The organism is Enterobacter sp. RHBSTW-00975 (assembly GCF_013615235.1).
Lineage (GTDB): Bacteria > Pseudomonadota > Gammaproteobacteria > Enterobacterales > Enterobacteriaceae > Enterobacter > Enterobacter ludwigii.
On sequence record NZ_CP055883.1, the window covers coordinates 3,054,787 to 3,070,459 of the forward strand.

Consider the following 15,673-nt stretch of genomic DNA (forward strand, 5'->3'; position numbering starts at 1 on the left):
TCAGGACTCCAGCGCGATGGCAACCTCGTAGCCATGAGACTTGAGCAGGGAGTGTTTTTTCGCTGCTTCAAGATCTTTGGCAACCATCTCGGAAACCATCTCCTGCAGAGTCGTTTCTGGTTTCCAGCCCAGTGTTTCGTGTGCTTTGGTTGGGTCGCCCAGCAGGGTTTCCACTTCAGCAGGACGGAAGTAACGTGGGTCAACCTGTACAATCACGTCGCCCGGTTTCACGCCCGGTGCGTCATGGCCCGTTACGGAAACCACGATGCCTTTCTCTTCCACGCCGGTACCTTCGAAGCGCAGTTTGATACCCAGCTGAGCGGCAGCCATCTCAACGAACTGACGTACGGAGTACTGCACGCCGGTTGCGATAACGAAGTCTTCTGGTTTTTCCTGCTGCAGCATCATCCACTGCATTTTTACGTAGTCTTTGGCATGGCCCCAGTCACGCAGGGAATCCATGTTGCCGAGGTGCAGGCAAGATTCCAGACCCTGTGCGATGTTAGCGATAGCGCGGGTGATTTTACGGGTAACGAAAGTTTCACCACGACGTGGGGATTCGTGGTTGAACAGAATGCCGTTACAGGCATACATGCCGTAGGATTCACGGTAGTTCACGGTGATCCAGTACGCGTACAGTTTCGCCACCGCGTACGGAGAACGTGGGTAGAACGGGGTAGTCTCTTTCTGAGGAATTTCCTGCACCAGACCGTACAGCTCAGAGGTGGATGCCTGGTAGAAACGGGTTTTCTTCTCAAGGCCGAGGAAGCGAATCGCTTCCAGCAGACGCAGCGTACCCATTGCGTCAACGTCAGCGGTGTATTCCGGAGATTCGAAGGAGACCGCAACGTGGCTCATCGCGCCCAGGTTGTACACTTCATCCGGCTGCACTTCCTGCAGAATACGGGTCAGGTTGGAAGTATCGGTCAGGTCGCCGTAGTGCAGATGGAATTTCGGGTTCGCCGCATGAGGATCCTGATAAATGTGATCCACACGTTCGGTGTTGAATGAAGAAGCACGACGCTTAATACCGTGTACTTCATAACCTTTTTCCAGCAGCAGTTCTGCCAGGTAAGAACCATCCTGTCCGGTAACGCCGGTGATGAGAGCGACTTTAGACATGTTTATATTCCTCTACTTATGAATTTAATCAGTTTCAACGCGTTCGCGTATCACCACTGCGGGGTTGCCACGGCAAATTTTATTTGCCGGTAGCGATTTAAAAACGCTGCTGCGGGCACCGACTACCGTGCCATCGCCAACAGAAACACCAGGTGCAACAAAAACATCTGTCGCCAGCCAGCATTTTTCTCCAATCACAATCGGAGTGGCGGTAATATCAAAATGCTGACTCATAAAATCGTGACTGCCGGTGCACAAATAACACTTCTGTGAAACCACTGAATTTGCGCCAATCGTAATATCGCCAAGGGTATATAACACCGCGTCATCCCCTACCCACGCATAATCCCCAAGCGTTAATTTCCACGGGTAGGTAATTTTTACCGACGGGCGAATGACTACGTTTTTTCCGATTTTTGCGCCAAACAGTCGCAATAAAAAAGCTCGCCAGCGGTACAGTATTTGCGGTGACCAGGCAAATAAGGTGGCCTGTACGGCCCACCACAACTGCACTTTAATACCGCTCCCGCCCCGAAAGCCTTTCGGCACGGAGAAACCTTTAAGATCCTGCATTACGTTTCCTTATATTCAGGCTTTGTTATATAAGGTTTTCGTTTTACCCGTGGTACGCAGACGTAATAAATAAGATAATTCCGCCCAGAACCCCGGCACGCCTAATATTTTACGCTGCACATTTCTGGCATCCTGGCACAGTTCCAGATTATTAGACGTTGACACGCCGCCCATTGAAAATTCAGATACCAGCCCTTTAATTCGACGGAACGGGTAACCTGATTTATACAGACTGGCAGTCAGCGCATAATCTGAAGAAACTTTATACTGCAGATCGTAAGGCTGTTTTTTCAGACCTTTTACCGGGAAGAAAATGGCCTGATGGCTGGCAGGCAAACTGTGGTAGATATACCAGCCGGGTTTCGCACCGCGGCAAACTTTATGGCCATCGCCAAAATCGAGCAGCGCGTCGCCAATGTACATCGCATCCTCTTTCTGGCGTGCCAGCTGACGGGCAAATAACGCCACATCCTCATGGAATACGTCACCGGAATTCAGGAAGATGGCATAACGGCCTTGCGCCATGTCGATGCCTTTATTCATCGCATCGTAGATGCCTTTATCTTTCTCGCTGATGAAACGTAAGTTGAACTCACCGTTGAGTTTTTCCAGAAACTCTGCCGTACCATCGTTCGAGCCGCCATCGACCACAATCCACTCAAAGGTGAGGCTTGGATCGCGCGCCAGGTTGCGCAGCGAGCGCCAGGTTTTTACCACCCCTTCGTAATTACGAAAAGCGACAGTAATGACGCTAAGAAACATAAATCACCTCATTTCGTCATACGTTCGTAATATTAAGCGCTTTGCGCAGAATAAACGGACAGACAATCAAGAAAGCATATTCCGGGCTAAATATTGACCCGGTAAAAAACAACGACACCGGTGTAAACAGATAAAGCTGCACGCGAAAGTTCTGGTTATCACCAAACGCGTTAATCATCATTTTGAAAACTTTAAACAGATACCACAGTGTCAACAGTACGGCGAACCACGAAAAATAGATAATTAACAGATACAGGCCATTGTCTATGGTTTTACCGACATCCGCACCGTTAAAGATTCCGAATGATGCAACATATTCGTAAAGTGAGCCGAATCTTACTACACCATCGATATGGGTTAAGGAATAACCCACCATCACCAGCGGACCAATGATACGATAATAGGATGACGAGCCTTCGGTTCCCAAATCTCCCAGGCGTTCTGAGATGTATGGGAAGGCAAATATCACGCCAACCATAAATACTGTCAGAGAGATAATCGCCAGCGGCAGTTTTTTCTTAATCGCATCTTTGTTCAGGTACTGGAACGCCCACTCCAGCAGGTAAAACAGGATAAATGTCATTACCCCTGAGAACGATCCTGACAGAACAATTCCTGCAAGAATCATAGCATCGGTCTTAGGGGTTTTGATACCAAACTGTTTGATGCTGAGCCAAATTGAGATTAGTGCCAGAGCAAAAAACGCCGGTTCAAAATAGAGGGCTGTCGTACGCTTTCCGCCAAACTTGATGAAGTTCAATACATAGCTGTTACTGTAAATGAGATATTTCGAAATTATCTCCATCAGGCTACTGCCACCGGTCAAAATAATTTGTGCCATTTCCAGTGCAGCAAGCATAACAATTAACGCAACGGCAATATAAAAGAACCTAAGGATTTTCCGATAATTATGTGGTGAAATAACCTTGAAGCGAATACTCCAGACCATGCCAATAATAATGACGATATAAACAAACAGCATGGTGGAGGTGACGTATTTACTGGCATCCAGAGACTGACCAAAGATGTAGTTAAATAGCGTCAGACCCACGCCCAGCCCTAAGGCCATCATCAGCTTCTTGAGGTTGATTTTGTCGACATACAGCAGAAGCAGAACGGGCAAGAAGGTCACTATGGTTATCGGGAAACTTTCGCCAAGCTGGGCAATTTTGACGTTGACCAGCAGGTAAATCAGCGGCAGCAGCAGATAACTACAGACTCTGATAGAACGAGACATATTCCTCCAGCATCTGTTGTCCACTGTAGGCCTTGCGGCTGCGGTTGCGGAACGATTCCAGGTCGGTGCCAAAAACGGCCTGCGCGATCTGCGCCTTCGGCAGTTGCACCAGGGGCAGCACCTCATGCTCCGCAAACGTGGTCCCGCCCGATTTTTCCAGCACTTCACGTGCCGCATCGCTGTGGGTGGCAATCACCGGCACACCGATGGAGAGCGCTTCGCACAGGATCAGCGGGTAGTTATCCACGCGCGAACTGAATACCAGCGCATCCATCCCATTGAGGGCGCTCATCAGTTTGCGCTTGTCGGTTTCAAACCCGTGATTCACCACGTTAGCCCCTTCGAACGGCGAGAACTTGCCGAAGGTGTGCAGTTCAATCTTGTCACCCAGCGCCATCATGTCGCGCACCAGCTGCTGATTGGTTTTGCCGTCGTAACGCAGGTCATGCGCAACGATAGCGATTTTTGGTTTACCCGGGGTTTCTGCAACCGGGGTAAGTTCGGCCAGAATCGCTTCCGTCGCCACGTCGATACCGTTATTGATGATCTGACAGCGCCCTGCCCCATACAGACTGTTAAAGGCATCGGCCACGTGCTGGCTTGGAGAGATAAACGTACAGCCGAGCGAGAGCATGTCGCGGAACAGCTGGCGCTTTCCGGCCACCAGCTGATGGGCACGATCCACTTTCACCGGCGGATAGTTGCTCAGCGTCGGGCACTTCTGGCAGTTGCTTTTCCAGCCTTCACACCCGTCGGTAAAGGCGCAGCGACCGGTCACGCTCCAGTGATCGTGCAGCGTCCAGACGAAGCGGGTATCCGGTTTGTGGGCCTGCACCTTCTGACAAAACGCCACCACCTCTTCCAGATTCAGCCAGTAGCTGTGAAGCACGTGGAAATGCAGCACAACCGGCCCCTGGGAGCGCGTCACGGTGCGATAAAGGGTATTAAGATTGCCAAACAGATCGCGGTTAAACAGGCGGAACAAGGCAATGTTGGCCACGGAAGTCAGGCGCGGCGTGTGCTTATGCACCTGCGGGTAGTTATCGTGGCTGACGCTTTTCTTACCGCCTTTGCCATAACCGTAAATAAAACGAGACTGAAGTCCTTTTTGCAGCGCGCGCTGGTGAAGATCCAGCGCCACACCGGCCGCCCCGCCCTCTGCGAGACGGACGTTAAATTGCAGAATGTTCATTTGATCACCTTCACGCGGGCTTTCTCACCCACCACCAGCGCGTTATCCGGAATACTGTCCAGCACCACGCTCCCTGCGCCTATCGTGACGTTGTTACCAATCGTGATGTCGCCAATGATGACCACGTTCGCGCCCAGCTCGACGTTATTGCCAATCACCGGGCAGGCCAGGCTGTCGGGCCCACGGTTACCGATGGTGACCGCATGGCGAATAGTGAAATCATCACCGGCTACAACGAATTTGTTGATCACCACGGCATAACCGTGATGAATGGTAAAACGGCGACCAATGGTGGCAGCGGCCTGAATTTCATAACCAAAAAAACATTCAGTAATGATGCGGTACAGCACCAGCACCGGTGCTGCCCAGAGATTGTTTAAAACATTTTTCTTGCGCCACACCGAGCAAAAATGCGCGATGCGGTACGCCAGAACCATGCAGCACGGGCGCAGGCTCCAGCTGTTAGCGCGGCAATCTTCCAGAAACATTATTTCCCCCGAAGTCCATCAGCCAGACGCTTGCCGTTACGCACGGACAACAACGTGAGCAGCGTGCGCCAGTTCATGCGCTTATTGCGGATCTGATAGAGGGTAAACAGCTGATACTTCCGGCTGGCACGGTCGAACTTGTCCTTGTGCTTGCGGTAAAAGTGGAAGTAACCAGAGAATTTCTTCGGCGACGAGGTGATTTGCATCTCCCCGTGATTGATATGCAGGATCTGCGTCGCCTCTTCCACCTTCCACGGCTCGCCATACTCCATCACCATGCGCAGGAAGATGTCGTAATCTTGCGCAGCCTTCAGCTCGGTATCGAACAGGCACTCCTTAAAGCGCCACGCCCAGGTAAAGACCTGATTACCAATGATGTTGCGTTTAAAGAACAGGCGGCGTGAGTAAGGCGATTTCGGGTACAACGGCAGGCTGGCAGGCTGCGAGTAAACTTCACCCTGACAGACATAGTCGTTGGCATACAAAAACGCATGCGTCACCAGCTGTGCTTTGTGCGACAGGAAGATCGACAGACGGTTCGGCGTCCATTCGTCATCGTCGTCGATGCCGGTCAGATACTGGCCTTTAGCCTGCATAATCGCCTGGTTACGCACCGCGCACGCACCGGAGTTAATCTCGTTGTGCGTGTAAACCACGCGCGGGTCGTTAAGGTCAGTCACAAACTTTTGCAGCTGTTCGTATGAGGAAGAACAGTCATCAACGATGATCAGTTCCCAGTTATCGTAATCCTGTCGCAGCACAGATTTTATTGCGCGGATCGCCAGCTGCTGACGATTCCATGTCGGCATATAAATAGAAACTAAAGGGCGTTGTGTAGTCATGGTCTTCCCCGAAAGCTAACGATTAGTGACTGTCAGACTTGTATTCGTACTCGTAGTAACCGTAGTCCTGGTAACCGGTCGCACGACGGAAGATGGAGTTCAGGATCACCCCTTTCACTTCAATTCCGTTTTGCTCGAAGCGGCTCAGGCTGGTTTCCACTTCCTTCAGCGTGTTCACCGCGTAACGCGCCACCATCAGCGTGGTGCCGGCATGGCGGCCCACAATGGCGGCATCGGTCACCGCCAGAATTGGTGGGGTATCAATCAACACCAGGTCATAGTTTTTGCTCGCCCACTCCACCAGCTCGCTAAAACGTTCACTCATCAGCAGCTCTGATGGATTTGGCGGCACCTGACCACGCGGAATAAGGTCAAACTTCGGCACCGTCGTCGGTTTTGCACTCTGGCTAATCTCACCTTTGCCCAGCAGGATTTCCGACAGCCCGTTGACGTTATTGGTACCCAGCAGTTCGTGGGTATAGCCCTTACGCATATCACAGTCGATCAGCAGCACCCGTTTATTGGTCTGGCTCACCACCGCCGCCAGGTTGGCACAGACAAAGGTCTTACCAATTGACGGGCTGACACCGGTCAGCATCAGGACGTTGTTTTTGGCCTGCATCATGGCGAAGTGCAGACTGGTACGCAGACTACGAATCGCTTCGATGGCCAGATCGGTTGGGTTACCCACGGCCAGCAGCTGGCTTTGTTTGTAACGCTTAACGCCTTTGGTGGTTTTGACGCTGTCACGCGATTTTTGCCACTCCGACAGCGGGATGCTGGCGTAGACGTTGATACCGCTCTCTTCCAGTGCCTGCGGGCTTTCGATTCCACGGTTGAACAGCGAGCGAAGCAGCACGCCAACGATGGAGAGGATAAGACCCAGAATAATGCTGCCGAGAATGATGAGGGCTTTCTTCGGCTTCAGCACCCCTGGCTGGGTGATGGCCGGGTCAACGATGCGCACATCACCAACGGTACTGGCTTCGGTAATTTTCAGCTCCTGCTGTTTATTCAGCAGCTGCATGTACACCTGCTGTCCGGATTCCACATCGCGGGTCAGACGTACGATTTCCTGCTGCGTTTTAGGCATCGCAGTGACGCGATCGTTGAGTTTCGCCTTCTCTTCTTCCAGCGTGCGGCGTTTCTCCAGCAGCGTACGGTAGGCCGGGTGACGCTTGGTATAAAGCTTGGAAATCTCCGCCTCTTTGAAGGTCAGCTCGTTAAGCTGGGCATCAATGTTAACCATCGAGTCGAGAACGGATTTCGCTTCCAGCGGCAGGTCGACAGAGTCTTTATCCTGACGATAGGCGTTCAGCTTGTTCTCGGCATCATCCAGACGGGCGCGGACTTCCGGAAGCTGTTTGGCGAGGAATGCCAGGCTTTTCGCTGCTTCAGCCGATTTACGCTCAACGTTCTGCTCAAGATAGTTACGGGTGATGCTGTTGAGGATGTCGCGGATCTGATCCTTATCTTCACCGGTAAAGGTCATGCTCAGGACACCGGTGTCCTTGCCGTTTTCGGTGACGGTCAGGTTGTTCTGCAGATTGTTAATCATTCCCAGCGTGGAGAATTTGGTCACGGTAAATTCACCGCCCTCCTGGGCGTGGATCGCGCTGACCATCATGCTGACACCCTCTTTCGTCAGCATCTGCCCCACTTCACCGCGCGCGCTAAAGCCCGCATCGCTGGTTAACTGGTACTGTTTTGGGCCTAACACCGTCAGGGTAAAGGTCTGATCCGCGCTTCCTTTTGGCAGCACAAAGTCAGTCACTTTGACCGTGTCGTTGCTGCGTCCCATCAGACGGTCCCAGCCGGCACCAAAGATCGGGAAGGTATTTTTGGTGACGGAGATATCAAGGCCGAGGTCGTGCACGGTTTTACCCAGAACCAGGCGCGACTGGATCAGCTGAATTTCCGCATCGGAAGCCGGCGGTTTGTTCGCCAGTGCGGAGCCAATGTCCTGCACCAGCGAGTTACCGGTATTCTGCTCAATCTGCACCAGCGCATCGGCACTGTAGATGGGCGTCGCAAACAGCGTATAGACGACGGCCGCCGCGGCAAACACGGCGGTGATCCCAAGCACCCACCACTTTGCCTCTACGACGGTGCCGACCAGGCGACCAATATCGATTTCATCACTGCCCGAAGTCGGGGCGGCAGAAGGTTTTGTTTTTTCTGTCATTGTTATCCCTGCTGAACTTTCAGTGCCTGCGCCCACTGACGGGCAGACTGGTCAAGTAAGGTGTATACCGCCTCGAAGGCCTCATGGCTTTTGCGATATGGATCGGGGATTTCGCGTTCATTGTCCCAGTGACCAAACAGCATCACCTTGCCGCGCATCTCCGGTGCGATATCACACAGCGCATGGATATGGCGTTTTTCCATCGTCAGGATCAGGTCATACTCCCGGCACATACGGCCGGTGACCTGACGGGCGATGTGCCCGTCGAGAGAAAGGTTATGATCGCGGGCCACGCTCGTTGCGCGCTCATCGGCACCTTTACCGACCAGCGCACCCAGCCCTGCGGATTCAACGGTCAGTTCGGGCTGGTAGAGTTTCAGCAGCCGTTCAGCCGTGGGGGAACGGCAAATGTTCCCCACGCATACCACCAGAATTTTGTTAAACATCGCGGATTACCAGGTATGAATGTCGCGCGCCGTATCCGTCATGTAGCGAACGCCACTGATGGTTGGCAGCAACTGGTTGATCAGACGGTTCCAGCGGGCAACCGGTGCGGTGGTGACATACACCACATCGTATGGCTGGAGACGAAACTCCGTTGCCATCACCAGAGACGTCGCATCGGACATATCCAGCTGGTAGATGTTGGCAATCTTGCCTTTCGCACTGCCCTCACCTTTCAGCGGACGGATCACGAAGATACCGGTGGCGTTGGAGGTGGTCAGATCAATACCCTCTGCATTACCCAGCGCTTCGGTCAGGGTCATGCCGCTGAAGTCCATTTTGAGGGTGCTCTGTTTCTTAACTTCGCCCATCACGAACACTTTCAGATCGTCATTGCGCGGTACGTAGAGAATGTCGCCCGGATAGAGCAGACGGTTCTGAGTCAGGTCACCGTTTTGCATCAGCGCCTGCAGCGAAATGCGCTGCTCTTTGCCGTTGTGCGTCAGAACCACGTTGCGCCAGTCGGCACCGTCGGTTAAACCGCCGGCGGCGTTAATGGCATCCAGAACGGTCAGCGGTACGTTGGTGATGGCCTGTTGACCGGATTTATTCACCTGTCCGGAGATATAGGCTTTTTGCGAGCGGAATGCGGCGATATTAACGTCCACCTGCGGATCGGCGATGTACTGCGCTAAGCGGCCGGTAATATCACTGCGGATTTCGGCGAGCGTTTTCCCGGCAACGTGTACCTTGCCAATATAGGGATAGAACATGGTGCCGTCTGACTGTACCCAGTTACCGGTGTCGCTTGAGCTACGGTACTGGCCCGCTGGTGTGGTCAGTTCAGGGTGGTCCCAGACGGTGACGTTGATAACATCACCCGGCCCCACGCGGTACTGGTAGGAGGCAATCTCCTGATCCAGAGACATATTCGGCTGAGCAACATTCGGACGTGGGCGTAATTGTTCGACCAGACGTGGCGTGAGTGGATAAACATTCACCATTTTGTCGAGATCAAAATCGGCATCCTGCTGCTTGATCACATCCTTACCCATTGTTGACATATTGCTGCCGGGAAAGACCGTACAACCACTCATCAAGGTCACAGACACCAATAATGGCATCAATTTCATTTTGGATTTCATCATTGATTATTTATCACTTTGGCAGAGTAATTATCCTGTGCAATTTAAAATAAGCCGGGTCGTATTGGGTTTCAGCATGCAGTTAATCAAATAGAAATATAACTGGCATCAGTCCTAAAAAAAGCTTATTCATCCATTGGCTATTGACAGAATAATCGAGGCTGATTCACACGCTTTCAGGCACGCTACCGCCCTTGGCTTTCAGTTACCAATCCACTGACTAAACAATGTGTTATGGATAGACACCCTCTTGAACAAGGTCTTCTGGAAATATATCAGCCGCAAAAACGCCCGACGGATAATCAATAACCATTCCTGAAGACCGAAACAATAATAGCAACAAGGAGATTTAACATTTGATGCTGGAGGAATTGTTGCAGCTAACCTAATAGCAGGCAAGGAGACAACTGTCCTAATAACTGTTTTTAAGATTAATATTAAGAGCAAACTTTTGACCTTTTAGGATTTTCTTTATATTGACAAAGAAACAATAAAAACCATTAATTGCGATATATCCTAAAATGTACTGTGCGTAATAAAATATACGTAATTACCTTATTTACAGCGCCAGCGTATTGCTCTCTTTTTGTTCGGCCTTATTAAGAGAAATCTCAGCCCGGCATTGCAATTTCCCGCCGCTTTATCCATGATCGAAGTGTGACATTCGTCATATAACAGAAGGTATTGCTATTACTATGGAATGGATTGCCGATCCATCAATCTGGGCCGGACTGGTGACGCTGGTCGTCATCGAATTGGTGCTCGGTATTGATAATCTGGTCTTTATCGCCATCCTCGCCGAAAAACTGCCCCCTTCTCAGCGTGACCGCGCTCGCGTAACGGGCCTGCTTTTGGCGATGGTGATGCGGTTGCTGCTGCTGGCCTCTATCTCCTGGCTGGTCACGCTGACACAGCCTCTGTTCTCCGTTCACGGCCTGAGCTTCAGCGCCCGTGACCTGATCATGCTCTTCGGTGGCTTGTTCCTGCTGTTTAAAGCGACGGTTGAACTTAATGAGCGGCTCGAAGGCAAAGACAGTGAAAACCCGACCCAGCGACGCGGGGCAAAATTCTGGCCTGTGGTGGCGCAAATCGTGGTGCTGGACGCCGTCTTCTCACTGGACTCGGTGATCACCGCCGTCGGGATGGTTGACCACCTGGCCGTGATGATGGCCGCAGTGATCATTGCCATTACGCTGATGGTGATGGCAAGTAAAGCCCTGACCCGGTTCGTTAACAGCCACCCGACCATTGTTATTCTCTGCCTGAGTTTCCTGCTGATGATTGGCTTTAGCCTGGTGGCAGACGGGTTTGGATTCCACATTCCGAAAGGCTATCTGTATGCCGCCATTGGTTTCTCAGTAATGATTGAAGCGCTGAACCAGCTGGCGATATTCAACCGTCGCCGCTTCCTCTCAGCGAATCAGACGTTACGTCAACGCACGGCCGACACGGTCATGCGCCTGCTGAGCGGGAAAAAAGAGGATGCAGAACTGGATGCGGAATCCGCCGCGATGCTTGCCGATCACAGTGACGGGCTGATCTTTAATCCGCAGGAGCGACTGATGATTGAGCGGGTGCTCAATCTGAATCAGCGGACGGTCAGCAGCATCATGACATCACGGCATGACATTGAGCATATCGACCTGACGGCACCGGAGGAGCACATTCGCGCACTGCTGGATAAAAACCAGCACACCCGCGTGGTTGTCACCGGCGGTGAAGAGGAAGAGGAGTTGCTGGGCGTGGTGCACGTCATCGACCTGCTGCAACAGCAGCTGCACGGTGAAGCACTCAATCTGCGTGCCCTGGTACGCCAGCCGCTGGTCTTCCCTGAAGGACTGCAGCTGCTTTCTGCCCTTGAGCAGTTCCGTAACGCGCGCACTCACTTTGCCTTTGTGGTGGATGAATTCGGTTCCGTTGAAGGACTGGTCACGCTCAGCGACGTCATGGAAACCATCGCCGGTAATTTGCCCAACGAGGTGGATGAGATTGATGCGCGCCACGACATCCAGAAAAATGCCGACGGGTCGTGGACGGCGAACGGCCATATGCCGCTGGAAGACCTGGTGCAATATGTGCCGCTGCCGTTGGATGAAAAACGCGAATACCACACTATTGCCGGTCTGCTGATGGAATATTTGCAGCGTATCCCGCAACCGGGAGAAGAGGTTCAGGTGGGGGACTATCTGCTTAAAACGTTGCAGGTTGAGAGCCACCGTGTACAGAAGGTGCAGCTCATTCCACTGCGGGATGAAGAAGAACTGGACTATGAGGTTTAGTGAGTTGTTTTGCCCGGTAGCATGTGCGCTACCGGGCGCTCGGGCATCAAAGCTTATCTAACAGCTTCTTCACATCCTTCCCTGACTGTGAATCTTTATTCCGATCCGCCCAGTCGTTCAGACGACGTTTCGCTTCGTCCTGCAGATGTTTGCGCAGGATCTGATCCACCTGAAGGCTGTAATTCAGCGCCTGCCATTTGCCATAGACAGTGAGTGGAACCGGCGTCTCTTTAAGGAAGTCGATCAGTTTACTTTCACCCTGCCAGCCGGAAAGTACCCGCACGTTAAATCGGGTATCCGCCGTCTCTTTCACCAGATCCAGCTTACCTTCACCGGTTAACGACAGGAGTGAAGAGGTTCCCTGCATTCCGTCGAGGGTAAGCTGCCCGTTATCCAGCGTCAGGTCAGTGGTAAAGCTGTCGAGGCGCGTTGCGCTGTCGTAATTTTCCTGGGCTTTGACATCACTGCTGCGCTCCACCGCCTGCTGCACCAGCTGCTGGAAGTTAAGCCCTTCCATACGGGAATCTTTCAGATCAAGATGGGCCTGCCCCTGCCATTCGCGGCGGAAAGCCTCAGCATCAATCTTCGTCCCCGAGAAGTCACCCGCCAGCGTCAATTGGCCCGTTAAGGAGATCGGGTAATTAAAGGCTTTAAGGATGGTACCAATCTCAACGTTGTCGAGACGCGGCTGGAATTCAGCGCTGGCCGTCTCTTTACGCACGTCCAGCGTGCCCGGCAGAGAAAGATGTCCGGCGCCCATTTTGCCGCTCAGTTCGGAGATCACCAGCAAACCGTTATGGTTAAACATCTGGCTGCTCACGTCGGTAAAATCGATACCGCGCCAGCGCAGGCTGTTAGCTTTCAGTAAGATATCGGCCGTGAATCCGCGCAGACCGTTATAGTCTGGCTGATCAAGACTCGAGGAGATGACCGGACGCGGCTTGGACGGCTGGCTTTGCCCATTCTGAGCAGCGTTCCCGTCGGTTGCACCCGCTGGCTGAGGCGGAAGTAAGTTCTCCAGATTGAGCTTGTCAAACTGCAGATTCATTACCCACTTCGGCTTCTCCTCAAGCGTGACGCTCGCCTGCCCTGTCAGACTGCTGTCGTTCGCCTGCAGGTTGAGATTATCCAGCTCAAGCTGTTTTTGTTCTTCGCGCCACACGGCCTGCAGCGTTCCCTGACCGGTGATCCCCTGGGCAGGAAGATCGGCTCCCATCAGTTGCCAGTTCAGCTGCTGAATATCCGCCGTGAGCTGATGGGGGTAATCTGAGGCATTCACGTTGGCGTTCAGCGACAGATTGAGATCGCGCTGATCGCGGTTCAGCCTTCCGCTAAACTCCAGCGAGGCAACATGATGGGCGTCCTGCTCCATCTTCAGGTTGATGTTACGGACGGTTACCTGCTCGTCGGACTCATGCTGGAAAACCAGCACGCTGTCGGCGACTTTCAGTTTGGCTATATCAAATGACCAACCCGTATCCGTCGGCTCGTCGGGCAGCGTATTTTCCCGCGGGGCGACCGGCGCATCCGAGTCCCGCACGGCTTCAGTTTGCGGAGTCAGCTGAATCACCGCCCCTTTCAGCATCACCTGGTCGACCTGCAACTGGTGTGAAAAGAGCGGGATCAACGCCACATCAAGACGCATGTTATCGGCAGAGACCAGCGGCTGGGAGGCACCCGGCGCAGTTAACGACATGCGGCCTGAGAGAATGCTGAGTTGCGGCCAGACGTGCCAGCGCAGCGGCCCATCAAGCTTCAGTTGATAACCACTACGCGCTTCGACCTGCCGCACCATGTAAGCACGGAAATCATTAGGGTTAACAAGCAGGACTAACGCCGAAAGGCCAGCAACCAGAACCACCAGCAAAATCATCAGCGTTGTCAGAACTCTTCTCATAGCATCCTCAGTGGACTAACGATCAGTCTTTATCAATACGGCTCGCGACCGCACCCTGCTGGTCGCGATATTTAGCGTCCTGACGGCGGTTATAAGGACGATCTGCCGGACCGGTTAGCGGTTCAAAGCTCAGTGCGCCGATCATCATCCCGGGACGCAGTGCCAGAGGCAGTTTACCGGCATTGAAGAACTCGAGCACGATACGGCCCGACCAGCCTGGATCGATACGGTGCGCGGTCACGTGAACCATCAGCCCCAGTCGCGCCAGAGAAGAACGGCCATCGAGCCAGCCGACCAGGTCCGCAGGCAGCGTCACGGATTCATAGGTCACCGCCAGCGCCAGTTCACCCGGATGCAGATAAAAGGCTTCGCCCTCGTCAATAACGATTTCATCACTCATCACGCGATCAAGCGCGGCGCTGACTTCATCCTTCGGCCCGCTAAGGTCGATGAACGGTGCGGTATGGCCGCTAAAGGTGCGGAATTTATTTCCCAGGCGCACATCAACAGTCACACCATTGATACGCTCCACGGGTGGACGTGGTGTAATAGACAGACGGCCTTCATCCAGCCAGGCTTCAATATCGCGATCACAAAGACGCATCGCACTTTCTCCTTTCATGCATCGTACCCTGAAGCCATAAAGACTCAGGGCAAAACCAGGTTATCCCTGAACGGTACACAATTCGCGCGGCTTATTCAAAAAACTGGCTGATTTTCGCTTTTAAGATATCAATGGCTATGCGGTTTTTACCGCCGCGAGGCACGATGATATCGGCGTATTGCTTGGATGGTTCAATGAATTGCAGGAACATCGGGCGGACAGTTTTCTGGTATTGCGCCATCACGGAGTCCATCGAACGTCCACGCTCATTCACGTCACGCTTAATGCGGCGCATCAGGCAGATATCCAGCGGCGTATCGACGAAAATCGAGAAGTTCATTGATTCACGCAGACGGGAGTCGGTCAGAAGCAAAATACCTTCAAGGATAATGACCTTCTTCGGTTCGATACGGATCGTTTCCTGCGTACGGGTATGTTCTACATAACTATAGACGGGAAGTTCAATGGCCTGGCCGCTTTTAAGTGCTTCTAAATGCTGGAACAGTAAGCTGTGATCCATCGCATTAGGATGGTCATAGTTAGTTTTTACGCGTTCTTCCATCGACAGATGGGATTGATCTTTGTAATAGCTGTCTTCGGGAATGACGCCGATATGCTCATCACCAACTTGTTCACGCAGTTCGCGGTAAAGCGTACTGGCAATAAGACTTTTACCTGAAGCCGATGCGCCGGCGATGCCTATAATGACGCACTGATGAGACTTATCAGTCATAAATTTAGCGACCTGATTAACCTGGATGTTAAGGAAGGACGACGCCGGAGCGTCAAACGCGGCAATTATAGGGATTTCGCGGGCATGATACCAGTCGAAAGCGCAGGTTCTGCGAGACAGGGTGAAAAGCGACGAAATGATCCCTTTGTGAAATTTAAACGCACGTTTTT

14 protein-coding genes are annotated in these 15,673 nt (G+C 52.5%); 1 reads left to right on the forward strand and 13 read right to left on the reverse strand.

Annotated elements, in window-relative coordinates:
* The 10 genes from gmd to HV340_RS14810 are packed head-to-tail and all read right to left on the reverse strand — an operon-like array spanning position 1 to position 9,993.
* Entirely contained in the window at positions 1 to 1,122 is a 1,122-nt protein-coding gene (gene gmd / locus HV340_RS14765) for a GDP-mannose 4,6-dehydratase (RefSeq protein WP_014170819.1), read from the reverse strand.
* A gap of 24 nt (positions 1,123 to 1,146) precedes the next feature.
* On the reverse strand, positions 1,147 to 1,695 hold the full coding sequence (wcaF, locus tag HV340_RS14770; protein ID WP_020883264.1) for a colanic acid biosynthesis acetyltransferase WcaF: 549 nt from the start codon (positions 1,693 to 1,695) through the stop codon (positions 1,147 to 1,149).
* Between the two features lie 15 nt (positions 1,696 to 1,710).
* Positions 1,711 to 2,457 carry a colanic acid biosynthesis glycosyltransferase WcaE gene (wcaE, locus tag HV340_RS14775; protein WP_040017955.1) on the reverse strand — a complete coding sequence of 249 codons (747 nt, stop codon included), beginning with the start codon at positions 2,455 to 2,457 and terminating at the stop codon, positions 1,711 to 1,713.
* Between the two features lie 16 nt (positions 2,458 to 2,473).
* Positions 2,474 to 3,694: a colanic acid polymerase WcaD gene (gene wcaD / locus HV340_RS14780; RefSeq protein WP_020883262.1), complete on the reverse strand. Its 1,221-nt coding sequence runs from the start codon at positions 3,692 to 3,694 to the stop codon at positions 2,474 to 2,476.
* The gene (gene wcaC / locus HV340_RS14785) at positions 3,669 to 4,886 is read right to left on the reverse strand and encodes a colanic acid biosynthesis glycosyltransferase WcaC (RefSeq protein WP_014170823.1); all 1,218 of its coding nucleotides are present in this window, start codon (positions 4,884 to 4,886) and stop codon (positions 3,669 to 3,671) included. Before wcaC ends, wcaD begins: the two co-directional genes overlap by 26 nt.
* Complete coding sequence (gene wcaB / locus HV340_RS14790; RefSeq protein WP_014170825.1) at positions 4,883 to 5,374, reverse strand: colanic acid biosynthesis acetyltransferase WcaB; 492 nt, start codon at positions 5,372 to 5,374, stop codon at positions 4,883 to 4,885. The genes wcaC and wcaB overlap by 4 nt, the downstream gene beginning before the upstream one ends.
* Positions 5,374 to 6,216, reverse strand: coding sequence for a colanic acid biosynthesis glycosyltransferase WcaA (wcaA, locus tag HV340_RS14795; RefSeq protein ID WP_032680629.1), 843 nt, complete (start codon positions 6,214 to 6,216; stop codon positions 5,374 to 5,376). Before wcaA ends, wcaB begins: the two co-directional genes overlap by 1 nt.
* A 22-nt stretch (positions 6,217 to 6,238) precedes the next feature.
* Entirely contained in the window at positions 6,239 to 8,401 is a 2,163-nt protein-coding gene (gene wzc, locus HV340_RS14800) for a tyrosine-protein kinase Wzc (protein ID WP_032680628.1), read from the reverse strand.
* A 2-nt stretch (positions 8,402 to 8,403) separates the two neighbouring features.
* Positions 8,404 to 8,847 carry a low molecular weight protein-tyrosine-phosphatase Wzb gene (gene wzb / locus HV340_RS14805; RefSeq protein ID WP_032678535.1) on the reverse strand — a complete coding sequence of 148 codons (444 nt, stop codon included), beginning with the start codon at positions 8,845 to 8,847 and terminating at the stop codon, positions 8,404 to 8,406.
* A gap of 6 nt (positions 8,848 to 8,853) precedes the next feature.
* A complete protein-coding gene (locus HV340_RS14810; protein WP_014170829.1) occupies positions 8,854 to 9,993 on the reverse strand; it encodes a polysaccharide export protein in 1,140 nt (379 codons plus the stop codon).
* A gap of 692 nt (positions 9,994 to 10,685) precedes the next feature.
* Between HV340_RS14810 and HV340_RS14815 the strand changes: the two genes are divergently transcribed.
* Positions 10,686 to 12,269, forward strand: a complete 1,584-nt coding sequence (locus HV340_RS14815; protein ID WP_020883259.1) for a TerC family protein — start codon at positions 10,686 to 10,688, stop codon at positions 12,267 to 12,269.
* 46 nt (positions 12,270 to 12,315) lie between these two features.
* Here the strand turns inward: HV340_RS14815 and asmA are convergent, their stop codons facing one another.
* The 3 genes from asmA to udk all read right to left on the reverse strand — a co-directional run bounded on the left by asmA (position 12,316) and on the right by udk (position 15,503).
* Positions 12,316 to 14,166, reverse strand: a complete 1,851-nt coding sequence (gene asmA / locus HV340_RS14820) for an outer membrane assembly protein AsmA (protein ID WP_050737045.1) — start codon at positions 14,164 to 14,166, stop codon at positions 12,316 to 12,318.
* 22 nt (positions 14,167 to 14,188) lie between these two features.
* Positions 14,189 to 14,770, reverse strand: a complete 582-nt coding sequence (dcd, locus tag HV340_RS14825; RefSeq protein WP_020883257.1) for a dCTP deaminase — start codon at positions 14,768 to 14,770, stop codon at positions 14,189 to 14,191.
* 91 nt (positions 14,771 to 14,861) lie between these two features.
* Positions 14,862 to 15,503, reverse strand: a complete 642-nt coding sequence (gene udk / locus HV340_RS14830) for a uridine kinase (RefSeq protein WP_020883256.1) — start codon at positions 15,501 to 15,503, stop codon at positions 14,862 to 14,864.
* Between the last annotated feature and the right edge of the window lie 170 nt (positions 15,504 to 15,673).